The organism is Lysobacter sp. CFH 32150, assembly GCF_022758295.1.
In the GTDB taxonomy this organism is placed as follows: domain Bacteria; phylum Pseudomonadota; class Gammaproteobacteria; order Xanthomonadales; family Xanthomonadaceae; genus CFH-32150.
The window spans coordinates 435,658-459,146 of sequence record NZ_JALDWJ010000002.1 but is presented as its reverse complement, the minus strand read 5'-3'; the positions used below and the strand labels follow the sequence as shown (position 1 = coordinate 459,146).

Genomic DNA, 23,489 nt, shown 5'->3' with positions numbered 1-23,489 from the left:
GTCAGTGGCTCACAGGTCGAACTTGATGCCTTGCGCCAGCGGCAGCGCGTCGGAATAGTTGATCGTGTTGGTCTGGCGGCGCATGTAGACTTTCCATGCGTCAGAGCCGGATTCGCGGCCACCGCCGGTTTCCTTCTCGCCACCGAAGGCGCCGCCGATCTCCGCACCCGAGGTGCCGATGTTGACGTTGGCGATGCCGCAATCCGAGCCGGACGACGCGAGGAACGCCTCGGCCGCCTTCAGGTTGGTGGTGAAGATCGCCGACGAGAGGCCCTGCGGCACGGCGTTCTGCTGGTCGATCGCGTCGTTCAGCGTCTTGAACTTCATCACGTACAGGATCGGCGCGAAGGTCTCGGTCTGCACCACTTCGGAATCGTTCGACAAGCCGGTGATCAGCGTCGGCAGCACGAAGTTGCCCTTGCGGTCGGTGAGCGCGGCGCCGCCGCTCTCGACCTTGCCGCCGGCCGCCTTCGCCTTGCCGACTGCGTCGAGGAACGCGTCGACTGCATCGCTGCTGTTGAGCGGGCCCATCAGGTTGGCCGGATCGGTCGGATCGCCGATCTTCTTCTCGACTTGGCCATACGCAGTCTTCAACTTGCCCAGCACGTCGTCGTAGATCTTTTCGTGCACGAACAGGCGGCGGGTGGTGGTGCAACGCTGGCCGGCCGTGCCGACGGCACCGAATACGATCGCCGGGATCGCCAGCTTCAGGTCAGCGGTGTCGTCGACGATGATCGCGTTGTTGCCGCCCAGTTCGAGCAGCGATCGGCCCATGCGCCGCGCCACGCGCTCACCGACCATGCGGCCGACCTTGGTGGAACCGGTGAAGCTGATCAGCGGGATGCGCTTGTCGTCGACGAAACCCTGCGCGAGCTCGCTGCCGGCGTCGTTGAACAGGAAGAAGATGTCCGGGAAGCCACCGGCCTTGAGCGCTTCGTTGCAGATCTTCTGCGCGGCGATCGCCGACAGCGGCGTCTTCGGCGAAGGCTTCCAGATGGTGATGTCGCCGCACACGCCGGCGACGAACGAGTTCCAGGCCCACACCGCGACCGGGAAGTTGAACGCCGAGATCACGCCGACGATGCCCAGCGGCTGCCACTGCTCGTACATGCGGTGACCGGGGCGTTCGCTGTGCATGGTCAGGCCGTAGAGCTGGCGCGACAGGCCGACGGCGAATTCGCCGATGTCGATCATCTCCTGCACTTCGCCGTCGCCTTCCGGCTTCGACTTGCCCATCTCCAACGCCACCAGCGAACCCAGCGCGTCCTTGTGCTTGCGTAGCGCTTCGGCGCACAGCCGGATCGCTTCGCCCCGGCGTGGCGCCGGCGTCGTGCGCCAGATCTTGAACGCCGCCTGGGCGCGCTCGACGATCGTGTCGTAATCGCTTTGCGACGAGGCGTACACCCGCGCCAGCACTTCGCCATCGGTCGGATTGACCGGCTCGATCACGCCGGCATCGCTGGTCTTCGACCATTCGCCATTGCCGAGGTAGGTGCCGGATTCGGTCGCGCCGAGGCCGAGTGCGGTGAGGACGGGGTGGGTCATTTCAACTCCTGGTAACGATGTTTGGGCGCCGCCGGAAGACGACAGGTATTGGAAAGTCCGCACACGGATGCGCGGCTGTTGCGTCTCGCGACCGAACTGGCGACCCCGGCGCGATTCGAACGCACGACCTGTCCCTTAGGAGGGGACCGCTCTATCCAGCTGAGCTACGGGGCCACGAAACCATAATTTTCGCACGACCCCCTGCAGTCCGGCGAATCGGCGCGAAAAACACGCCTGGAGTCAGGCCGGTGGCTGGTCCTCGGCGGCAATCGCGGGAGCGGAGGCCTGCTCCTGCCGCGAAACGACGCTGGTCGCGGTCAGGTCGGCGGTGACATTGCCCAGGGTCGCGAAGACATCCGGGATCGTGTCGACCGCCAACAGCAACCCCAAGGGCGCCACGGGCAGCCCCATCGCCTGCGTCACCGGCAGGTTGGTGGCCATGAAGCTGACCTGGCCCGGCAAACCCACCGAGCCGCAACTGATCACCACGGCAAGCGCCGCGCCGGCGATGAGTTGTGCCGCGCTCAGGTCGATGCCGTAGGCCCAGGCGATGAACGCCGCGGCGCTGACGTACTGCACCGGACTGTTGATCCGGAACAGCGATACGGCCATCGGCAGGACCAGTGCGGTCACTTGCGGCGGATAACCAAGCCGGCGCTGCGCGCTTTCCAGCATTGCCGGCAGCGAGACCAGCGACGACTGGGTGCTGGCGGCGACGACCTGCGCCGGCAGGATCGCAGCCGCGAAACGGCGCAATGGTTCGCCGCCCCAGAACATCGCGACCGGCAGCATCATCAGCGTCACCGCGAGATACAGCGCGCACTGCAGCAGGATGTAGACGGCCAGCGCGCCGATCATGCTGACCCCGGCACGTGCGCATACCGCGAGGATCAGCGCGAATACGCCGACGGGCGCAATCCACAGCACCCAGCGGACGATCACGATCATCGCGTCCGCGATCGCCTGGCAGAACGAGACCACCTGTTGCCTGCGCTCGTGCTCGATGCGGGTGAGGGCGAAGCCGAAGAACAGGGCGAACACCACCAGCGGAAGCATCGCGCTCTGCGCGGCGGCTGCGATGGCGTTGCTGGGGATGATGGCGACCAGTGCGTCGACCCATCCCGCCGCCGGCGTCGGCGCTGCGGCACCTGCGGTTGCCGCGCGCAAGGCCTCGCCGATGGCAGGATCACGTGGGATCAGTGATAGCGCGAACGGCGCCACGGCCGCAGTGAACGCCGCGCCCGCAGACAGCAGGACGACGAACACCACGATCGCGCGACGTGCGATACGCCCGGACAACGCCGCATCGCTGGCGCTGGTCACGCCGATGACGACCAGTGCCAGCACCAGCGGCACCACCGTCATTTGCAGCGCATTGAGCCAGAGTCGGCCGATCGGTTGCACCACGTCGGCAACGCGCACGGCCAGGACGGGATCCTGCCATGCCAGCAGCAGGCCGATCAGTGCGCCGGCGCCCAGGCCGATCAGTACACGCGCGGTTGCGCTCATGGTTGTCCCTGCATGTCCGGTAGGTCCCAGGCTTCGCGCAGGAGCGCGTATTCGTGTTGCGGCAACAAGACGAAGATCGGCTGCTGTTTCGCGTCCAGCCATGGCAGCAGCGCGTCCATGGTCGAATCCGCCATCGCCGTGCAACCCGCTGTATTGCTGTTCCCCTCTTTCCAGAGGTGCGCGAAGATGCAGCTGCCCGCGCCGGCAACGCCGCGCGGGTTGTGTTCGATCACGAAGCCGAGGCGGTAGCGCTGGTCGCCTTTGGCATGCAGGTCGAGCCGCATCGGCTCGGTCGAACCGGCGACAGCATCCGCGCCCACCACGTCGGCGTCGACGATGCGGTTGTAGAGCGGTGAACCGCTGACGTCGATGCAATAGTGCGACGCGCTCATCGCGGCGTAGGGCAGGGCGGTATTCGCATGCGGTGCATAGCCGAAGGCTTCGCCGATCGCAAAGACGCCCGCCGGACTGCGGCCGTCGCCCTCGCGTTTGACCGGTCCATCGGCTGGCGGATCGTGCAGGCCGATACCCCAGGCAGCGCCCTTGCGACCGATCACGACCTGGGTCGATGGCATCACGGCACGCCAATGTCCGGCAGTGTCGCGTTCGTAGGTCTGCAGCGTGCCGTGGTCGGCGTCCCAATCGGCAATGGTCACCAGCACGAGTTGTCCGGCCTGGTTCCAAGGCGTGGCCTGTGGGGTGGCCGCGGGACGATGGGCGCAACCGACGAGCGCGAACAGCGCCGCAATCGACAGCAACCAGGCAAGCAAGCGTCGGGTACGGAAAGTGCGCATGGGATTACCGAAGGTGGGCAATCGAGCTTACGGTTCCAGCATTGGCTGGATCCGGTCCAGGTTCGCCAGCAACTGCGCGTGGCGGTCTTGGCCCTCTTCGCACAGCAACACGAATACCCCATCCAACAGGTGCTGCAGGGCCGAGTGGTACAGCAACGGCTCGATGTAGGGCCGCTCGTCGTGCGCCGACACCAGCAGCGCGATATCGGCATGCGCGCGCAGCGAGTTCGAGGTATGCCGGGTTACGGTTATGACCTTGCCCTTCTGTTCGCGGAAATAGCGGCAGATCTGGCACAGCGCCGGTTGCTTGCCGTGTTCGGAGAACACCAGCAGCACATCGTCCTTGCCGGCGGCGGACATGCTCGCGGTCATGTGCGCTGTATCGAAGTTGTGCACGGTGAGGATGCCGAGCAGCGACAGCTTCAACGCGAACGCGCGCGCATGGATGTCGTCCTCGCCGAGGCCGATGATGAAGACCTTGCCGGCGCGACCGATCGTCGCGGCAACGGCATCGATCGCATCGGGTGGGTTGATCAGCCGGGTTTCCTCCTCCGCTTCCGATTTCCGCCGCCACAAGTCGCTGGCCAACGCGATGCGCGGGTCGGAGCCGGCCGCCGCCGTAGCGACCGGCGCATCGTCGCTGCCTGCGCGGGCGATGGCCTCGCCGACCGAGTACTTGAGGTCGGGATAACCCTTGAAGCCGAGCTTCTGGCAGAACTTGACCACGCTCGACTGGCTGATCCCGAGCGCATCGGCGAGTTGCTGCGACGAGTAGTCGCGCAGCAGTTGCGCGTTCTCGAGGATGAAGTCGGCGATGCGGCGTTCGATCGCCGACATCTGGTCACGCTCAGCTCGTATTTTCAGCAGCGACGACATGTCAGTCGGCGAGCAGCTCTAGCCCGCGGATCTCGCGGATTCCGAGGCCCGGGGCATCGGTGATCGAGATCTCGGACTCGTTGAAGATCACGCCACCGTCTACCGGATTGAAGGCGCACAACGAAGGGCCATCGAGATCGACCTTGGTGATCACGTCTGCCTTGGCCACCGCCACGTGCACCGCGGCCGCCACGCTGATGCTGGTCTCGAGCATGCAGCCGATCATGCAGTCGATGCCGTGCATCGCGGCGATATCGGCGATGCGGATCGCATTGGAGATGCCGCCCGTCTTCATCAGCTTGATGTTGATGATGTCCGCGGCGCGCATGCGGATCAGCTCGATGACTTCCATCGGCCCGAACACGCTTTCGTCGGCCATGATCGGTGTGTGCACGCGCTCGGTGACGTAGCGCATGCCTTCCAGGTCCTGGGCCTTGACCGGTTGTTCCACCAGTTCCAGGCGCACGCCGGCATCTTCCAGGGTCTGGATCGCGTAGACCGCCTGCTTGGCGGTCCAGCCCTGGTTGGCATCCAGGCGCAGCAGCGCGCGGTTCTGGACCGCGGCATAGATCGCCTTGGTACGTTCCACGTCCAGGCCGATGTCCTTGCCGACCTTGATCTTCAGCGATTCGAAGCCGCGATCCACGGCTGCGATCGAGTCGGCCACCATCTTGTCGATGTAGTCGACGCTGATGGTGATATCGGTGGTGATCACCGGATCGCCACCGCCGAGCATCTTGTACAGCGGCGCGCCGTACAGCTGGCCGAACAGGTCGTAGACCGCGATTTCCACCGCGGCCTTGGCGCTGGTGTTCTTCTCCATCGCACCCTGGATCAGGCGGGTGATGCGGTTGAGATCGGCGATGTCCTGTCCGATCAGGCGCGGCGCGATGTAGTGGCGGATCGCCTCGACGATGGAACCGTGGGTGTCGCCGGTGATCACCGCGGTCGCCGGTGCTTCGCCGTAACCGACGTGGCCGGTATCCGTGTGCACCATGACGACGACGTCATCGACCCGCTCCACGGTGCGCAACGCGGTCTTGAACGGCGTCTTCAACGGAACCCGCAGCATGCCGAACGTGATCTTGGTGATTTTCATGGTGTCGGCGCGTTCCTGGAGCTTGCGTTTCGGAACATCAGGGGCGGATGCGAACGATATTGGTGATGCGGTCGACATACGTTTGGGTGGTGTTGAATTGGAGAGGCGTGAGTGGCGTCACCGAGACGCCATTGAGATGCATCGAATGCAGTTGGCCATCGGCACCGAGGTAGCTGCCGCCGTTGGTGTCATGGATCACGTAGGGCACGCCGTCGATGCGGCCGATCATCATCATCACGTGGCCGGGGATGTAGATCAGGTCGCCGACCTGCAGCGCGGCTACCGCCGCCATGCGTTTTTCGCGGCCGTCGGTGGCGCTGAAAGGTATGCGGTTCAGCGCGGGGCTCACGCTCTGGTCGCTGGTGTTGCGCGGCAGCTCCACGCCCATGCTGCGGTAGACCTCGGACACGAAGCCGCTGCAATCGCGGCCGTTGTAGTCGTGACCCCAGCCGTAGCGCTCGCCGAGGAACTTGAAGGCCTGGCGGATGAGGTTGGCCTGGGTCAGCGGCAGGTAGTCGTCAGTGTTGTCGGTGTTCTTCTGCAGCAGCGCGGGCGCGAAGCCGAGCGTGCCGTCATCGCGGCGGACCGGCAACTCGAGGATCCACGAGGTGTAGGGATGCTGGCCGTTGACGGGTGCATTGGTGGGTACGGCGGCCAGCGGCACGCGCACGCCCATGTCCAGTTGCAGTTCCGAAACCTGCGGCCGTTCGCGGGTGTATACGGTCTCGGCCTTGGCGCCGGTGACGATGCGGTAGGGCGTGCGTTCGGCGTAGCCGAGCACCACGTCCTGCGGACCCTCGGCGACATGATGTTTTTCGATCCAGGCCGCATAACGCGGACTGACCACGAACAGCCAGCCGCCATCGCGGCTGGCGTGGGTGATCACGACCGGGGTGCCCGGGAACAGCGCGTTCTCCTGGAAGCGATCGATGTCGGTATCGCCCCGGCTGCTGAACACGCGCAGCAACGTCGGGAACGTGCGCAGCGGTGCGCGATGCACGACCAGGCCATAGCGGGTCGGTTGCGTTTCGGGAACCGCGTCCAGATTCAGGGCGTCGACGACGCCATCCAGCGTTGCAGTGGGAATGGCGTTGCCGTCGACGTCGAACAGTGGTTTGGTCGGTCGTTGCGACAGGTCCTCGATCCAGGCCTTGACCTGTGCACGAGTCAGCGTCGCCGGAATCTGGTGCAGGTCATGCATCGAATCATCGACCTGCATGAGCTTTGCGTTCTGTGCGGCGATCGTCGCGCGATCCATCACCACGGCGTCCGGCCGCTCGGCACGCGCGACCCAGAATTCCGGGGACAGGTGCGCCGGTTCGATGCCGATCACGCCGCTCGCCGGCACCGCGACGGGCGACGGGACAACGGCTTCGCGCGCTAGCGTTGGCCCATTGAGCCCACCGAGCAGAGTGAGGACGAATGCGGCTGCGTGCAGGTTCTTGAATCGCATGGTAGGCATGGTCGCCATCACTTCAAATTGGGGCCAGCGACGACAGCACCGTCGCCATCAACAGACCGAAACCAGTCCCGAGGATATAACCGAGCAGAGCCAGCAGGATGCCAACCGGCACCAGGGCAGGCGCGTAGCTCGCCGCCAGGATCGGCGTCGCCGCGACGCCGCCGATGTGCGCCATCGACGCGATGCCGCACAGGTACAGGTCGAAGCGGAACAACTTTGCAGCCAGCACCAGCAGCAGCGCATGAAGCGCGATGATGCTGATGCCGCACAGCAAGTACAGCGGCGCGGTGGCGATGCCCTGGAAGTTGCTCTGCGATGCCATCACCGCGACCACGCCGATCAGCAACGCACCCGAGATCGGGCTCGCGCCGGGAAAACGCGCCAGCGGCGTATGCGCGACGACGAGGCCGGCGACGGTGGCGATCAGGATCGTCCACGTCGTCGTACCGAACATGTCGGACGTCGGCAGCAGCGCAGCCAGCCATGACGCGCCTGCGGCGGCCAGCAGTGCAAGGCCGAGCCAGAGCAGCACGTTCTCCGCTGCCGTCGGCCCGGTCTGGCGTGTCGGCGCGACGACCAGGTTCGCGCTGGACTCGGCGCGGGTCCAGCGATTGAACGCCGGCGCGAGCCGTGCCGCCGAGAACAACACCACGAACCACATCGAGTAGCACAGCGCGTCCATCAGCAAACCCAGCGCCAGCGCGTCGTCCGACATGCCGATCGCCTGCTTGACCGCGACCATGTTCGCCGTGCCGCCCACCCAGCTGCCACTCACCGCTGCGAGCGGTTGCCAGCCCGTGGCGGCGGGCAGTACGTTGCGGAACAACAGATAGGTGACGACGAAGGCGATGAACAGGCTGACGGTAGTGCTGAAGAACACGGCCAGCACGCGCGGACCGAGCGCGAAGATGGCGCGCAGGTCGCAATTGACCATCAGCAGGAACAGCAGGGCCGGGATGAGTTGCGCGATCAGCAGCTTCTGCGCCGCCTGGATCTCGACATTGACCTGCCAGAGGCCAAGGACGGCGAGGGCGGTGACCGACAGGTACACGAGCACGATCGGCGGCAGGATCGCGAACACCTTCCAGCCGGTCCGCCGCTCCAGCGCCGGGAAGATTCCGGCTGCCAGCAGCATGACTGCCAGGTAGGGCCAGACCGTCTTGATCATCGCGTCCCCTTCGTCCTCCGCACGGCAGGAATTGCGCGGTGCGGAATAGCTGATTCCTAAAGCATACATCAGAAGAATAAATTATTGACGATGCCGGGCGACCATGTTACACAGCGGTCCTGGCCAGCGGTCATGGTTGTTTTCGCCGGGGAAGCACGCACGTGCAGGCATTCTGGACTAGGGACACAGCAGCGGCACGGCGCTGGCATCGCGTCGGCTTCGCGCTGCTGTTGGCCGTCGCGTCCGGGGCCTGGATCGCGTCCGCGCAGGACACCGGTGCGGACGAGGTCGCCGCCGTCGCGGCGCTGGTCGACGACGGTCATTTCGCAAAGGCAGCCGAGCGCATCGATGCCGCTTTGGCGCTTCCCGGCACGTCGGCGGAAAAGCGTTCGACGTTGGCATTCGAACGCGAGCGCATGCGCCGCATCCTGCTGGACTTCACCCTCGGCGCGGACGAGGTCAAGGCGCGCGTCCGCAAACAGATCCCTGATCTCATCGACGCCGAGTTCGCGAAGTGGGACGCGGCTGGCCTGTTCGAGCATCAGGTCATCGATGGCAAGACGCTGTACTTCAACCGCTCTCCATCCAACCTGTTCCGGTTGAGCGCGGAAGCGCGGGCCCGTCGCAAAGTCCAGGCACCACTCGTCGATGGTCCGATGGAAACGCCCAACGCGCACCATCGCGAGGTGCGCGACGCAGCGTTGGCTCAACAACGCAGTAGCGTGGCACCGCGCCGCGTGCGAGTGACGCAATCGTTGACGGTCAATGCGGACGCAGTGCCCGCCGGCGAAACCATTCGTGCGTGGATTCCTTATCCACGCGCGTTGCCGGGACAACAGGAAAACCTCCGCTTCGTTGACAGTGTCCCCGCGAAGCACGACATCGCGCCAGAATCTGCGTTGCAACGCACCGTCTATCTCGAAAAGACCGCGCAAGTGGGGCAGCCGACCGCGTTCTCGATCACCTACGAACTCACCGTCTACGGCCAGTACCACGCGATCGATCCGCAGAAGGTCGTGCCGGCTGCCATCACACCGGAGCTGGCGCCATTCGTGGCTGAGCGCGCGCCGCACGTCGTGTTCACCGATGACATCCGCGCGTTCTCGCGCAAGATCGTCGGCGACGAAAAAAATCCATATCGGATCGCACAGAAACTGTTCGCCGCCGTCGACGAGATTCCTTGGGCCGGCGCACGCGAATACTCGACCATCACCAACATCAGCGACTACGCGCTGCATGCCGGCCACGCGGACTGCGGCCAGCAGACGCTGCTGCTGATGACGCTGCTGCGGCTCAACGGCATTCCCGCGCGCTGGCAGTCGGGCATGGTCTATTCCGACGGCGACTACGACAACCTGCACGACTGGGGCTGGCTGTATCTCGCGCCCTACGGCTGGGTGCCGATGGATGTCACCACCGGTGTCTTCGAGGACGCCCCGGGGCTGGAGTGGTTCTACCTGGGTGGATTCGACGCCTACCGCATCGCCTTCAACGACGACTACGGCCGCGAGTTCGTTCCGGCCAAGCAGCACTTCCGTTCCGAAACCGTCGATCTCCAGCGCGGCGAAGCGGAATGGAAGGGCGGCAATCTGTATTTCGACCAGTGGGACTACGACTTCAAGTGGCAAGTCCTGCCAACGGCCATGGATCCGGCAAAGAAAGACCGACCCAGCACCACACCTGACCACACACGATTGCCGGAGGGGGCATGAACAGCAGGGCTTTGCATAGAACAGCACTTTGTATCGCCATGGGAATGTGCCTGGCGGCGATGGTGCCGGTGGTACGCGCGGCCAACAACGACGGTTCGCTCGCAGGGCGATCGGCAGCGGGTGTGCAGCTCACGGTCACTAATCCGGAAACCGGATTCAGCCGCACGGTAACCGCGGACGCCGATGGCAACTACCGCTTCCCGTTTTTGCCAGTCGGCAACTACACGCTGCAGGCGAGCAAGGATGGCGCCGCGGTCGGCCGGCCGGTGTCGGTCACGGTCAACCTGGGCACCACCAGCACAGTGAACTTAGGTGACGCCACCGCAGGCGTAGCAACCCTCGACACCGTCGAGGTCATCGGGACTGCATCCATCGTCGACGTCACCTCGACCGAGTCAGCTACCAACATCACAAAAGTCGAGCTCACACGCCTTCCTGTGCAGAGGGATCCCCTGGCGGTTGCCCTGCTTGCGCCGGGAATCACCCGCGGCGAGTTTGGGGGCATTTCGTTCGGTGGTTCTTCGGTCGCCGAAAATACCGTCTATATCAATGGGCTGAATGTCACCGACTTCTATAACCGCGTCGGCTTTTCCTCGGTGCCATTCGCGTTCTACAAGGAATTCCAAGTCAAGACTGGTGGCTACTCGGTGGAGTTTGGCCGGACTACGGGTGGAGTGCTGAACGCGGTGACCCAATCAGGTACCAATGAGTTCGAGTTCGGCGCCGAGGTGACTTGGCAGCCACTGTTCCTGGAAGAGGGCAAGGATTACTACGACGCTGACGGTAACCCGCTATTGATCAGCAGCTATGACGAGACAGACGAGCGTGACCTTACGTTGCATGCGTCTGGTCCGATCATCAAGGACCGGTTGTTCTTTTTCGGGATGTACCAGCTGCGCGACAATGAGCGCACCAACACCGACGACACCGGAGGTTTTATATTCGAAGGTAGTGCCGATGATGCCTTCTGGGGTGCAAAGCTGGACTGGCAAATCAGCGACTCGCATCTCCTGGAGTTGTTGGCTTTTTCAGACAGGAATCACACGGTCACGGATTCGTACGAGTTCGACCTGGCTTCTGGCTCTCGTGGCGACTATCAGAACAGCCAGTTCGTCAACAATGGCGGTCGCAACTGGGCATTGACCTATACCGGCTATCTCACCGATGCCTTCTCGATGAAGGTGCTCTATGGCGAGAATGAGCGGGAGTTCTCTCAGGTCAGCAAGAACGATATCGATTGCAGCCGCGTACGAGATCGTCGTGCGGGTGGATTAGGCGACGTCGGCTGCACTTCCAGCGGTAGCGTGGCCGAACGCCTCGATACTAGGGAGGCGGCGCGTATCGATTTCGAATGGTCGCTGGGCGATCACTTGCTGCGCTTCGGTCTGGATCGGGAAACCAACACCTCCGAACACCAACAGTACTACCCCGGCGATCGGCGCCTTTACGAGATCAGGACTACGAGCCCGGGCGCCACGCTTGAAAACGGCGGCGTGGTCCCCGCTGGAGCGACGGCTTACGTTCGGGCGCGTCGCAATGAGGTCGATGGTGAATTCGAAACGCTGAATACCGCTTGGTATCTCGAAGACAACTGGTCTGTAACGGACAACCTCGTGCTCAACGCCGGTGTCCGCATGGAAGGCTTCGACAACAAGAACTCCGATGGCGAAAGCTACATCAAGATCGACGACATGCTGGCGCCTCGGTTGGGGTTCTCGTGGGACGTAAGTGGCGATGGCCGGACCAAGGTTTTCGGCAATCTTGGCCGCTACTTCCTGCCCGTGGCCAACGTGATCAACATCAAACAGGCAGGCGGTTTCCTGGACGAGCGGACTTACTACGTATTCGATGGATTCGAACCGTTTGAATATAACGGCTCGACCTATCTCCGTCCGATCCTCGGCGCCCAGATCGGTCCGGTCGACAATTCGCAGGGCGATGGCACGGTCGGCGATCTCCGTGGCGAAGTGGATGCCGATATCGATCCCGTTTACCAAGACGAGTTGATCCTCGGCTTTCAGTCGATGATCAACGACAAGTGGTCGTGGGGCGTTCGCGGCATCTATCGCGATCTGCATAACGCAATCGATGACATGGAGATCACTTCCAACGGCATCCTTTGCGGCGGCGAGCCTGGATCCATCGGGTTTGTCATGGGCAACCCGGGCGAAGATCTGACCGTTTATACGGACACCGACTGTGACGGCGTCAACGACGGATTCGTCACCATCGATACCTCGCGCGCAGGCTGGGCATTGTTCGACGACGATGGCAATTACATCGGCGAACGGGGCTATTCCACGCCGAAGCGGACCTACAGCGCACTTGAGTTTGTCATCGATCGGGCATGGGACGACAAATGGGCGTTGAACGCGTCCTACACACTGTCGTATAGCAAGGGTAATGCGGAGGGGCCGGTCAATTCCGATACGGACTTCTCCGACACCGGACGTACCGAAGCCTTTGATGATCCATGGGTCAACCTTGGCGGTTATGGCTACCTGCCCAACGATCATCGCCATCAATTCAAGGTGCGTGGGACCTATGCATTCAACGAGCACTGGCAAATGGGTGCCACGCTACAGTCGCAATCCGGTCGTCCGGTCAGCGCGTTCGGTGTCGGCAATCCGTTCGACGGCACCAACTACCACAGCTTCTATGTCTGCGTCGCGAACTGCACTTCTAGCAATGTTTCAGAGCGTGTTTACGAACTGCACCAACGCGGCACGGCCGGAAGGCTGCCGTGGACCCATGACCTTGGCCTAAGCCTGACTTACTTGCATTCCTTTGGCGGAGTCGACCTCAAGGTCAAGCTTGCTGTCTACAACGTGCTCGACGAGAAGAACGTGATCGAAGTCGATGAGGAACTTCAGACCGAGATCGAGGATCGACTCAATCCCGAGTATGGGCGTCCCACGTCCTATCAGTCTCCCCGCTACGGCCAGCTCACCGTCTCCATAGATTTCTGATTTCACCCCGTTGGGCGGCCTGCAAAGGCCGCCCTTTTTTTCGGCTCGCGGCTGCGAGCTTTGGCCCGCATGACGCTACGCATGATCCTCCAGTCGACGACGAACGAACCCTCGGAAGCCGAACCTGCACGAGCGGAGCCCGGTCCCACGGGACAGATCGATGGCGTCGACCTGCAATCCCTCGCACAGCAGGTGCAAACACCTTTTTATGCCTATTCGGCGACGGCGATCAGGCAACGCATCGCCGAACTGCAGGCTGCCCTGCACGGACTCGACGCGCTGGTGTGCTTCGCGGTCAAGGCCAACAGCAACATCGCGGTGCTCCGTCTCATGCACGAATGCGGAGTCGGCGCGGACATCGTGTCGGCTGGCGAGCTGCGCCGCAGCCTGCATGCCGGCATTCCCGCGGCGCGCATCGTGTTTTCCGGCGTCGGCAAGCGCGAAGAAGAAATCGCCGAAGCGCTTGCCGCTGGCGTCAGCCGCTTCAACGTCGAGTCGCGCGATGAACTGGAAATGCTGCAGCGACTCGCCCATGCGCAGCAGCTGACCGCGCACGCCGCGGTGCGCATCAATCCCGACGTCGACGCCAGGACGCATGCCAAGATTTCCACCGGTCGCGCGCAGAACAAGTTTGGTGTCAGCGTGGTCGAGGCGCGAAGCTGGTTCGCCGATGCAACGATGTTCCCGAACGTGCGGCTGGACGGCCTGCACGTGCATATCGGCTCGCAGATCCTCGGACTGGATCCGTTCAAGCGCGCACTGGGTCGCGTTGCACGGTTCTGGCGCGAACTTGAGTTGCAGGGTCATGAGATCGACAGCATCGATGTCGGTGGGGGCCTCGGCGTGCGCTATCGGAGCCGAGACAAGCCGGTGGCGACGCGCGACTACGTCGATGTCATCCGCGATGCCTTCGCCGGTTTTCCCGGTCGTATCGTGCTGGAACCGGGACGTTGGCTGGTGGCCGAGGCAGGCGTGCTGTTGACGCGGGTGATCCGCGTCAAGCCAGGCAGCCGTCGCGAGTTCCTGGTGGTCGACGCGGCCATGAACGACCTGCTGCGGCCCAGCCTGTACGACGCCTGGCACGACATCGTTCCGGTTTCGGCCATGCCGGGGCCCGTGGCCGCCTACGACATCGTCGGGCCGGTGTGCGAAACCGGCGACACGTTCGCACTCGCGCGTGACCTGCCTGTCTGCGCGGCGGGTGATCTGTTAACCATCAATGGCGCCGGTGCCTACGGCGCGTCGATGGCATCGAACTACAATTCGCGACCGCTGGTTGCGGAAGTGCTGCTCGACAACGGGCGCTATGCGATCGTACGCCGCCGGCAGACGTTCGATGACATGATCGCCGGCGAACAGTTCCCGGAGGATTGGCGATCGGCATGAGCGCAAGCGTGCAGCGGTATTGGATTCCGATTGTCGTGTGGCTGGCGTTCTGCGCGTGCATGCCGGTGCATGCCGCTGCGCCGAGCGCTGTATTCGATGCCGCGATCGACGACGCCGTGGCGCGCTATCACTTGCCCGGGATTGCCGTCGGCGTGATCGAAAACGGCAATGTCGTTTACGTACGCACCGTCGGTGAACTGGTCGCGGGTTCCGGCGCACCGATTACGCCGGACAGCTTGTTCAAGATCGCATCCAACAGCAAGGCGATGACGAGCAGCGTGCTGGCGCGCCTGGTCGATGCCGGCAAGCTGAAATGGGACGACCCGGTCGTCAAACACCTGCCGCAGTTCCGTATGCACGACCCGTGGGTCACGCAGAACATGCAGGTGCGCGACCTGCTGGTCCACAACAGCGGACTGCCGCAGGGTGGCGGCGATCTGATGCTGTGGCCGGAGCCGAACGCGTTCACGCGCGCCGACATCATCCATGGGCTTGGCTACATCAAGCCGGCTTACGGTTTTCGTTCCGGTTATGCCTACGACAACCTGCTGTATGTAGTTGCGGGCGAAGTCGCGGCAGCGGCAGGTGGCGCTTCGTACGAAGAGCTCGTGCGTCGCGAGCTCTTCCAGCCGCTCGGTCTGTCGCGCTGCCGCGTCGGCGCGTTCGATCGCAACCAGGTCGGCAATGTCGCGCAACCGCACATGCACAAGGACGGCCGCAACGTCGTCATCCGCGGCGACGACGCGATCGTCCCTGCGATCACCTCCGCAGCGGCGGGCGGAATCCGCTGCAGCCTCGGCGACATGCTCACCTGGGCGCGCAACTGGCTGGCACCGACCGAGGAGCAACTGTCGTGGCTGTCGCCCGCGCAGCGTCGTATCGCGTGGACCCCGGTCACGCCGATGCCGATCGCGCAACGTCGCCGCGACTGGGATCGCACCCACTACTACGCCTATGCGCTCGGCTGGCGCGTGGCCGATGTCGACGGCACCTGGACCGTATCGCACACCGGCACGCTGATGGGCATGTATTCGGTCATGACCCTGCTGCCGGACAAGAAATCCGGCTTCGTCGTGCTGATGAATGGCGAGGCCGATGAAGCGCGCACGGTGCTCAACGAAGTGCTGGTGAAGCACTTCACTGATCCCGGGCACGGTGGTTCCGTAGGCGATTACGCAGCGCGCATCGCGAGCGAGCCTCGGTCGACGCAAGCAAAGCAGGCGCCGGACACGTCGGCGCGGAAACCTGCGACTGCGAAAGCGCTGTCGACAGAACTCGGCCAGTACCGCGACCCGTGGTTCGGCGAGGTGTCGATCTGCGCCCACGATGGCGATGTCCGCTTCAGTGCGGCCAAGTCGCCGTTGATGACAGGGCAGGTCATGCAGGTGGGCCGACGCTATCTCGTCGATTGGGACGATGAAAGTGTCGACGCCGAAGCCTGGCTCGACTTCGCCGGACCGACGATCAGAATGTCCAAGGTCGATCCCGCCGCGGATTTCAGCTTCGATTACGAAGACTTGGCTTTTGAGCGCATCGGCGACTGCGCAGCCGCGGCGTCCGACGACCGCGGCCAGCCCGACCTCGTCGATATCGCCTCGCTTGTTCCTGACATCGCCCTCGATATCCGCTACGCCGGCGCCAACAACTTCGTCGGTGCGTCGATCGATGGTTACCTTGTGCCTAAGTGCTACCTGCTGCGGCCTGCTGCGGAGGCACTGCAACGGGTCGAATCCGCGCTGCGCGGACGGAATCTGAGGCTGAAGCTGTTTGACTGCTATCGGCCGGCGCGCGCGGTTCGCCATTTTGTACGGTGGGCCGAGGATCTCGCCGACCAGCGCACCAAGCCCGACTATTATCCAAACCTCGACAAGCGCGCGTTGCTGGGTGACTACATTGCCCCGGTGTCCGGCCACAGTCGCGGTGCCACGGTCGACCTGACACTGTTGCGATGCGATGCCGGTGGCGGTGGCTGCCTGCCGCTCGACATGGGCACGGATTTCGATTTCTTCGACGTGCGCGCCAACACCGACTCACCGCAGGTGACGGTTGTGCAACGCGCCAATCGCGAGCTGCTGCTAGCGGCGATGAAGCAGCAGGGCTTCAGGAATTACCCGTACGAGTGGTGGCATTTCACGCTCGATCCAGAGCCGTCGAAAGCGATCCTCGACGTGCCCGTGCAATAAGGACTGCAACATGGGCAACCACGCCACATTCTTAGCGACAACGCTCCTCCTCAGTGGTTGCGTCAGCGGAGGCCATCGCATGCAGGAAGCGAAAGTCGACCAGTTGATGAGCCGCTACGACGGCGCCGTGCCGGGCGCATCGCTGCTGGTCATGCACGATGACGTGCCGCTGATCAGCCGCGGCTACGGATTGTCCGACCTCGAATCGAAGGCCGAAGCAGGGCCCACGACGAACTACCGCCTGGCTTCGATCACCAAGCAGTTCACCGCCGCTGCAATCCTGTTGCTCGACGAGGACGATCGGCTCGGGCTCGACGATCCGATCCGAAAGTGGTTGCCGACGCTGCCGCCGGCCAACGAGACCATCACGATCCGCCACCTGCTCACCCACACCTCGGGGCTGATCGACTACGAAGACGTCATGCCCGCTACGGCGACCGAACAGTTGCGCGACGCTGACGTGCTGCGCTTGCTGGAAACGCAGGAGCGCGGTTACTTCGCCCCAGGCACCGATTACCGCTATAGCAACAGCGGCTATGCGCTGTTGGCGCTGATTGTCGAACAAGCATCCGGACAGAGTTTCCAATCCTTCCTGCGCGAACGCGTCTTCCTCCCACTGGGCATGCACGACACTCTGGCCTATGTGCGCGGCGGGCCGGAGATCGCCCATCGCGCCTATGGATACAGCGAGATCGACGGCGGCTGGACGCGCACGGACCAGAGCCCGACAAGTGCCGTACTTGGCGACGGTGGCATCTACTCCTCGATCGACGACCTGGCGAAGTGGGACGCGTCGTTCTACGACGATCGCCTGCTCAGCGACGCATCGCGCCGCCTGGCCTTCACGCCGTGGACGAAAACCGACACCCCCGATGTGGAGTACGGCTTCGGCTGGCGCATCACCGGCGAAAGCCAGTGGCATTCCGGCGAGACCATCGGCTTCCGCAACGTGATCGTGCGCTACCCGCAGCAGCGGCTGACTGTGATCCTGCTGAGCAACCGGGATGATCCCGAGCCTTACGGTACGGCGCGCGCGATCGCCGGGCTGTTCCTCGACCCCTGAGGTCCGTATGCGGACGCCGGCGCAAGGCCGGCGTATCCGTTGAACTTGATGAACGACGGCGGCTGCGCTCCACGAATCCGGTAGCGCCAGTCAATTGTTGGCCGAGGTTGCGACGCTGCCGCGGGGCGACGTTCTATCGCGCGGGTCTAGTCATGTTTCACGAATGCACGATGGCCCGACTCCGCACGCTGGATGAATACGATCGTTGTTTCGTTTGATCGGCCAGAGGCATCCGTTCGTCTGCCGGATGCCCGGAAAACCGGCCAGTGCGCGTTGCAAGTCATGTAAGAGTCGGAGGAGGGCCATGCGGTCGCCTCGAAAGCTGTTGCTTGGCGTGACCCTGGTCGAACTGATGGTCAGTTTGGCCGTGCTTGCGATCCTTGCGACTGTCGCGGTGCCGTCGTTCGTCGATTTCCTCGACAAGAATCGCGTGCGTGGCGCCGCCGATGCCGTGGTCAGCCTGGTCAGTAGCGCGCGGGCCGAAGCCGTGAAGAACGACCTCGATGTCAGCATCGCCATGGTCGGGAGCGGGGCGGCATGGTGCATGGGCGGCAATGCCGCGACGCCACCGAGCGGTGGACTACCAGCCGGTGCGGCCGATCCCTGCGACTGCATCGACCCGGCGGACGCGACCGAGTGCCTGATCGCTGGACAGCGCTTCGTCATCGAGGTGGGCGCGTATCCCGACGTCCGGGTCGGCACCCTGCCTGCGCCGCTCACGTTCGACAGCACGCTGGGCGCGATCTCGCCGCTTGGGTCGCGCAGCGTCGTCCTGACCTCGCCAAGGGGCAAGTACGACCTCTCGATCCAAATCAATTCGCTTGGCCAGGCCCGTCTTTGCATACCGGCGGGCAAGCCACTGATCTCCGGCATCGCGCCATGTTGAGCAACGCAGGCCACAACCGCACAACGCGCCAGCGGGGTTTTAGCCTCGTCGAGCTGATGGTGGCGATGCTCATTGGGCTGATCGTTTCCGGCGCCGTGCTTGCACTGGTGGTCGCGATCATCCATTCGAACCGACAGACCCTCCAGACCACACGGCTCAACCAGGAGCTGCGGGCGACGCTGGCCGTCATCGCCAACGACCTGCGCCGGGCACGTGCCGTCGACGACCCGTTATCGACGGCGGTGGTCCCCGGTGGCAATCCTTACCGGGCGGTGAGCACCGCCATCGCAGGCTGCGTCGTCTACGCCTACGAAGACGCCATCGATGGTCCATGGCATGTGATCAAACTGGATTCCGGCCGCGTCGTGCTGCAGGGCGCGACGACAAAGCCCGCGAGCTGCTCGCCGGCCGGCACGCCGGAGGTGCTCGGTTCCAACCAGGTCGAGATTACGGGATTGACCTTCACGCCAACCACGACGTCGACCACGCCGCCACAGGCCACGGACGAGAGCCTCGTGCGGGCGATCGAAGTGACCATCGCCGGACGCCTGATCGACGAAGACCGGAGCCTGAGCACCATCACCAGGACCATGGCCCAGACGGTCTACGTGCGTTCGGTCGGCACGGGTAGCTGACTCGAGGAACATGGGCATGCACGCGATTCGATCCACGGCACCGTTCTCCCGCGAGTCAGGCGCGGTCCTGCTCGTGGTGGTGATGATGTTGTTGCTCACCGGGTTGCTGACGTTGTTCGCGCTCAAGGTAGGTGTTTTCGAACAACAGAGCACTGGCAATGACGTGCGCGAACGAGCGGTCACCGAGGTGGCCGAGGCGGGCCTGGCGCAGGGCTTCGAGTACCTGATGCGGCAGCACACCGAACTGCTGAAGGACCCGTCGCGCTGGGAACCGTGCCCTGCCGACGACACCTTCCCCTGCGGCGCGATCACCGCTGCGACTTTCGACCACGACGGCGACGCCGCCACGCCGGAAGTCTCGCGCCGCACCTCCATGTACCGGCTGAAGGCGGACGTCACCCACACCATTCCCAACATCGACATTGCACTGTCGAAATTCATGCTGCCGCTGTCTGCCGAGATCGGCACCGTGCCCAACGGCTGGACGGCCGCTTACGGCGTGGCTCCGGTGCTGTGCTTCGCCGAGCATGCTGAGAATCCCGGCGCCGAGGGCATCCCATGTGGCAACGGCGGCACCGGGTCCGCAGCGACCAGCATGAGCATCGCTACCTTCGTCAGCGTGGCGAAGCTGCCGGACGAGGGCGCCAGCAAGACGCTGGTGCAGACCGTTGGCCAGTATCCCAAACTGAGCGACGACCTCCTGACCCTGCCGCCGATCACGGCATCCGGCTCCGCAGGTGTTACCGGCACGCTGCAGGTGGTGACCAATCCCAACGCGGGCGGGGCGGGGGTGCCAGTCTCGGTGTGGAGCCGCATCGACGTCGCCAAGACCGGCACCACCAACACCTGTTACGCGGACGAATTCTTCCGGTACACGCCGGGTGGGGTGACGCCGACGCCCTACCAGGGCACGATTCGTTGCGATGACTGCCGCTGCGACGCCAAGGGCGCGCCGCCAACGCTGAGCTACGACAGTAGCGGCAACGTCCAGGCCGAAGGCATCGACGTGCTCGATGTCGACGCCGGCACCGACTCCACCACCGGCTACCACCAGGGCGGGCACGTCGGGATCAACTTCAACGTCCGCGCCGATGCGCTGTCGCATGCCGACGGGATCTGCGAGTTCCCGGAGGACATGTTCAAGTATGTCTTCGGCACCGCGACATGGGACGACACGGACGCGGATTGCTTCGCGGAAACCAAACTCGACTCGGTCCTCTACCAGAATCCCGACAATCCGGCCGCGTCCGCGTCAGTCGGCCCGGACGAAGCCTATCTGTACAAGAACGCGGACAAGATCATCGCCAAGCCCCAGAACGCCGCGCTGCTGAAGGCGGGGCAGGCGGGCACCACCGCACTGCTGTCCTCCGCATCGAGCAGCGGGATCATCTGGTGCCAGCAGCACACTCCGAACAGCTGCGACATCGGCGCCAATGACCAGGTCGGCACGCCGAACGCGCCGGTCATCCTCGTCCTCGACGGCCCGGTGAGCATCCAGGGCACGGTGTTCGGCTTCATTTTCATCCGCGACACCGGCACCGCGTTGAATCCGGCCACCGGCAGCAGCCTCCCCGGCGCCTGCCCGAACGATTGCATCCTGACGATGAATGCCGGCGCCGCGGTGTACGGCGCGCTGGTGCTGCAGGGGCAGATGAAATCCAACGGCACCTCCGCCGTGATCTACGACGGCCACGTGCTGCAGGCGGTCATCGACCAGGCTGGGCCGGTGTACGCGACGCTGCCGGGCGCTTGGACCGACCGGCGCTCCTATTGAGGTGGGTATGGGCCATGGGCAGCTTCCGTACTGAGAATCGCGCCGCGTCGGGCTTCAGCCTGCTCGAAGTGCTGGTCGCCGTCGTGGTACTCGCCGTCGGCTTGCTGGCGCTCGCGTCCTTGCAGGGCAGCCTCACTCGCGCCTCGGCCGAGGCGAAGGTGCGCGGTCGCGTCGCCGCGATGCTGACGGCGCGCATGGACACATTACGGAACGGAGGCTACGGCGCGTTGGCCACGACCAGCGTGGTCAGTACCGAAGCCGATGATTGCGACCCGGCGTCACCGGATGCCAGCGACTGGATCGACTGCACGCGGACGCAGGCGGCACTGGGCAGCTTGAGCCTGAACCAGGTGGTGCAGACGTTCTCCGGGGCGGTGACGTTCTCGGAGGGAGAGCCCGCGAATCCGCAGATGGCCCAGTTCAGGCGGGTCACGTTGACCGCCTCCTGGAGTGATCCCACCGGAAGCAATCATCAGATCGGGATTGCGTCGGACGTCAGCGCGATGGCGCTGACCAACATCCTGATCCCACCCCCGGATGACCTCACGACCGGTGCGGGCGGGCCGATCGTGCGCACGCTGGATCCGGCCACCGCTGGCGTCATCCCGATCGCACTGGGCACCGACGCGGCGAGCGCCACCTCCAATCCTGTCCCCGAACTGGTCGGACAGAAGAACAACCAGCAGATCGTGGGTACCAAGTTCACCGTCCTGAACTACACGCCGCCTGCTGAAGGTTCCGTCGTCATCCGGAAGCGGTTCGAGAACGAGGTCATCAAGTGCAGCTGCCAGTACGGCGCAGGCGGAGACAACCTCCCCGAGATCTTCCGCACCGCCCGATGGCCAGCGATCTGGACCGGCGAGCGCTACGGCCTGCATGACCCCGGCACACCGGCGCCAGGCCAGGCGGTCAGCGCAGGCCCGGAGCCGGACGTGCTGCAAAGCCCGCTGTGCCAGGAATGCTGCCGCGACCACCACGACACCGGTGACACCGATGTGGTCCGCTTCGATCCCGAACGCAGTGACGGTGTTGGCAAATACGATGCGGATGCGAACGGCGTGCTCACACCCGCCGCAGACACCATCAGCGCGACCTACGTCAACGCCTGCCGGGTGATCCGCGTGGATGGTTTCTGGCGCACCGCATCGGACATGTATGCGCGCCAGTACGGCTTGCTGGAGACCCAGCCGGTGGCTGGCGTCGCCGCGAAGAGCGGCTTGCCGACGGACGACGCGGCCGACATCTACACGGACTTCGTCAAGGGATTCCTCTCGCAGTACGACGGCGAAAGCGGTGCGCCCACGGTGGATGGCCAGGCTGCATTCGACGCCACGCCCGGCATCGACGCGCCCACCATCGTCATCGACCCGGCTTCCAACACCGACTACCGCTACCTGCACGGACGCGCGCTATACGTCGATTACCTCGAGGAGGACGCGCGGACCAAGCTGGCCGACGTCCTCGCCGACACCGGCGAGGGTGGGCTCTGCCCCGAAGGCACCGCGGCCGAAGACTGCGTGATGCCGTTCCTCCCGTTCACGGCCGCCAACCTCACCGAGATCGCGCGATGGGAGCAGCTCGGCACGCCGGGCATCCTCAACATCAACAGCGGCAACCTGCTCGCTACCGATCCGGCTCAACCCTCCGGTGGGCGCACCATCGGCGTCGCCGTAGGCACGGCCGAGAACCGCAGCAGCGTGCGCCGTTCGAATTCGGGGATCGCGGTCAACCAGGTGCTGGCGAATGTCGCGGGCATCGACCCCGCGGACAACAGCAACCCGCTGGACGACACGCAACGCTTCGACGTGCTCGGTCCGGACGCCGGACCGGCCTTCGACGTCCGCCACACCGGCGGTGGCTCGAATCCATTCGTGTTCTTCACCCTCGGCAGCGACGTCGACCGCGAATGCTTCAAGCCCGTCGACGCCGACCACCACTGCATCACCGCGAGCGGCACCGTCCTGCCACAGGCGGGGTCGGTGCGGATCGCCTCGTACTGGGTCGAGACCACGACTACGCAGGAACTCACCGTGACCTGCGCTGGCGAGACGGCGACGGCTACCGTGGCGGTGCCAACTTTCCAAAACTTCGAAGTGACGACTGCGACCAGCGACGGCACCGCCGGTAGTATCGCCGCGCCTTCCAGCGACAACACCACAGCCGAAACGACGACTGTGTCGTTCACCGCCATCGCCGAAGGCGGACTCGTCGAGTTCACCTTGGCCGAACAGGCCGGCAGCCCGACTTACGCGACGATCGCCAGTTGCACTACCAACGCCGCCCACGACGAGATCAACGACATCGTCTGGACAACCCCCTGGACGCAGCCCTGAGGTGCACTCGCTACGCCGCGATGCGGCAGGCGACGGTGTGGGCAGTGATTCGGATAATCCGAATGGGAAAAAGAAAAGGCCGGAGCAGGTGCGCC

General features: G+C 64.2%; 15 protein-coding genes, 1 tRNA gene and 2 pseudogenes. 10 read left to right on the top strand and 8 right to left on the bottom strand.

Going from position 1 to position 23,489, the window contains the following annotated elements; genetic code table 11:
- Positions 1 to 9: 9 nt before the first annotated feature.
- The 8 genes from MO486_RS05580 to MO486_RS05545 all read right to left on the bottom strand — a co-directional run bounded on the left by MO486_RS05580 (position 10) and on the right by MO486_RS05545 (position 8,453).
- Complete coding sequence (locus MO486_RS05580) at positions 10 to 1,545, bottom strand: aldehyde dehydrogenase family protein (RefSeq protein WP_242905174.1); 1,536 nt, start codon at positions 1,543 to 1,545, stop codon at positions 10 to 12.
- Positions 1,546 to 1,642: 97 nt separating this feature from the next.
- Positions 1,643 to 1,719, bottom strand: a tRNA-Arg gene (locus MO486_RS05575).
- 66 nt (positions 1,720 to 1,785) lie between these two features.
- Positions 1,786 to 3,054: a dicarboxylate/amino acid:cation symporter gene (locus MO486_RS05570; RefSeq protein ID WP_242905173.1), complete on the bottom strand. Its 1,269-nt coding sequence runs from the start codon at positions 3,052 to 3,054 to the stop codon at positions 1,786 to 1,788.
- Complete coding sequence (locus tag MO486_RS05565) at positions 3,051 to 3,848, bottom strand: hypothetical protein (protein WP_242905172.1); 798 nt, start codon at positions 3,846 to 3,848, stop codon at positions 3,051 to 3,053. The genes MO486_RS05570 and MO486_RS05565 overlap by 4 nt, the downstream gene beginning before the upstream one ends.
- 27 nt (positions 3,849 to 3,875) lie before the next feature.
- The gene (locus tag MO486_RS05560; RefSeq protein WP_242905170.1) at positions 3,876 to 4,724 is read right to left on the bottom strand and encodes a MurR/RpiR family transcriptional regulator; all 849 of its coding nucleotides are present in this window, start codon (positions 4,722 to 4,724) and stop codon (positions 3,876 to 3,878) included.
- 1 nt (position 4,725) lies between these two features.
- The gene (locus tag MO486_RS05555) at positions 4,726 to 5,823 is read right to left on the bottom strand and encodes a dipeptide epimerase (protein ID WP_242905168.1); all 1,098 of its coding nucleotides are present in this window, start codon (positions 5,821 to 5,823) and stop codon (positions 4,726 to 4,728) included.
- Positions 5,824 to 5,860: 37 nt separating this feature from the next.
- Positions 5,861 to 7,276, bottom strand: coding sequence for an SH3 domain-containing protein (locus tag MO486_RS05550; protein WP_242905166.1), 1,416 nt, complete (start codon positions 7,274 to 7,276; stop codon positions 5,861 to 5,863).
- 22 nt (positions 7,277 to 7,298) lie between these two features.
- Positions 7,299 to 8,453, bottom strand: coding sequence for a DUF819 family protein (locus MO486_RS05545; RefSeq protein WP_242905352.1), 1,155 nt, complete (start codon positions 8,451 to 8,453; stop codon positions 7,299 to 7,301).
- A 254-nt stretch (positions 8,454 to 8,707) separates the two neighbouring features.
- On the opposite strand from MO486_RS05545, the gene MO486_RS05540 reads away from it, so the two are divergent.
- From MO486_RS05540 to MO486_RS05500, 10 genes and pseudogenes are all read left to right on the top strand, one after another.
- Positions 8,708 to 10,165 (top strand): transglutaminase-like domain-containing protein, encoded by a 1,458-nt coding sequence (locus tag MO486_RS05540; RefSeq protein WP_242905351.1) that lies wholly within the window; start codon positions 8,708 to 8,710, stop codon positions 10,163 to 10,165.
- Positions 10,162 to 13,134 carry a TonB-dependent receptor gene (locus MO486_RS05535; RefSeq protein ID WP_242905164.1) on the top strand — a complete coding sequence of 991 codons (2,973 nt, stop codon included), beginning with the start codon at positions 10,162 to 10,164 and terminating at the stop codon, positions 13,132 to 13,134. The genes MO486_RS05540 and MO486_RS05535 overlap by 4 nt, the downstream gene beginning before the upstream one ends.
- Before the next feature lie 81 nt (positions 13,135 to 13,215).
- On the top strand, positions 13,216 to 14,520 hold the full coding sequence (lysA, locus tag MO486_RS05530) for a diaminopimelate decarboxylase (protein ID WP_242905162.1): 1,305 nt from the start codon (positions 13,216 to 13,218) through the stop codon (positions 14,518 to 14,520).
- Positions 14,517 to 16,040 (top strand): annotated as a pseudogene (locus tag MO486_RS05525) (serine hydrolase); the annotation flags it as partial. The gene lysA and the pseudogene MO486_RS05525, both read left to right, overlap by 4 nt.
- 60 nt (positions 16,041 to 16,100) lie before the next feature.
- Positions 16,101 to 16,703, top strand: a pseudogene (locus MO486_RS16470) (M15 family metallopeptidase); the annotation flags it as partial.
- Between the two features lie 79 nt (positions 16,704 to 16,782).
- Positions 16,783 to 17,766: a serine hydrolase domain-containing protein gene (locus MO486_RS05520; RefSeq protein WP_242905159.1), complete on the top strand. Its 984-nt coding sequence runs from the start codon at positions 16,783 to 16,785 to the stop codon at positions 17,764 to 17,766.
- Positions 17,767 to 18,070: 304 nt separating this feature from the next.
- Entirely contained in the window at positions 18,071 to 18,652 is a 582-nt protein-coding gene (locus tag MO486_RS05515; RefSeq protein WP_242905157.1) for a GspH/FimT family pseudopilin, read from the top strand.
- Positions 18,646 to 19,287: a prepilin-type N-terminal cleavage/methylation domain-containing protein gene (locus MO486_RS05510; RefSeq protein WP_242905156.1), complete on the top strand. Its 642-nt coding sequence runs from the start codon at positions 18,646 to 18,648 to the stop codon at positions 19,285 to 19,287. Before MO486_RS05515 ends, MO486_RS05510 begins: the two co-directional genes overlap by 7 nt.
- A 16-nt stretch (positions 19,288 to 19,303) precedes the next feature.
- On the top strand, positions 19,304 to 21,061 hold the full coding sequence (locus MO486_RS05505) for a hypothetical protein (RefSeq protein WP_242905155.1): 1,758 nt from the start codon (positions 19,304 to 19,306) through the stop codon (positions 21,059 to 21,061).
- A gap of 14 nt (positions 21,062 to 21,075) precedes the next feature.
- A complete protein-coding gene (locus MO486_RS05500) occupies positions 21,076 to 23,394 on the top strand; it encodes a prepilin-type N-terminal cleavage/methylation domain-containing protein (protein WP_242905154.1) in 2,319 nt (772 codons plus the stop codon).
- Positions 23,395 to 23,489 lie beyond the last annotated feature (95 nt).

What these genes read in the sequence shown, in the direction of transcription:
- MO486_RS05580 (WP_242905174.1), bottom strand. Translation starts at nt 1,545, where the DNA reads ATGACCCACCCCGTCCTCACCGCACTCGGCCTCGGCGCGACCGAATCC.
- MO486_RS05570 (WP_242905173.1), bottom strand. Translation starts at nt 3,054, where the DNA reads ATGAGCGCAACCGCGCGTGTACTGATCGGCCTGGGCGCCGGCGCACTG.
- MO486_RS05565 (WP_242905172.1), bottom strand. Translation starts at nt 3,848, where the DNA reads ATGCGCACTTTCCGTACCCGACGCTTGCTTGCCTGGTTGCTGTCGATT.
- MO486_RS05560 (WP_242905170.1), bottom strand. Translation starts at nt 4,724, where the DNA reads ATGTCGTCGCTGCTGAAAATACGAGCTGAGCGTGACCAGATGTCGGCG.
- MO486_RS05555 (WP_242905168.1), bottom strand. Translation starts at nt 5,823, where the DNA reads ATGAAAATCACCAAGATCACGTTCGGCATGCTGCGGGTTCCGTTGAAG.
- MO486_RS05550 (WP_242905166.1), bottom strand. Translation starts at nt 7,276, where the DNA reads ATGCGATTCAAGAACCTGCACGCAGCCGCATTCGTCCTCACTCTGCTC.
- MO486_RS05545 (WP_242905352.1), bottom strand. Translation starts at nt 8,453, where the DNA reads ATGATCAAGACGGTCTGGCCCTACCTGGCAGTCATGCTGCTGGCAGCC.
- MO486_RS05535 (WP_242905164.1), top strand. Translation starts at nt 10,162, where the DNA reads ATGAACAGCAGGGCTTTGCATAGAACAGCACTTTGTATCGCCATGGGA.
- lysA (WP_242905162.1), top strand. Translation starts at nt 13,216, where the DNA reads ATGATCCTCCAGTCGACGACGAACGAACCCTCGGAAGCCGAACCTGCA.
- MO486_RS05520 (WP_242905159.1), top strand. Translation starts at nt 16,783, where the DNA reads ATGCAGGAAGCGAAAGTCGACCAGTTGATGAGCCGCTACGACGGCGCC.
- MO486_RS05515 (WP_242905157.1), top strand. Translation starts at nt 18,071, where the DNA reads ATGCGGTCGCCTCGAAAGCTGTTGCTTGGCGTGACCCTGGTCGAACTG.
- MO486_RS05510 (WP_242905156.1), top strand. Translation starts at nt 18,646, where the DNA reads ATGTTGAGCAACGCAGGCCACAACCGCACAACGCGCCAGCGGGGTTTT.
- MO486_RS05505 (WP_242905155.1), top strand. Translation starts at nt 19,304, where the DNA reads ATGCACGCGATTCGATCCACGGCACCGTTCTCCCGCGAGTCAGGCGCG.
- MO486_RS05500 (WP_242905154.1), top strand. Translation starts at nt 21,076, where the DNA reads ATGGGCAGCTTCCGTACTGAGAATCGCGCCGCGTCGGGCTTCAGCCTG.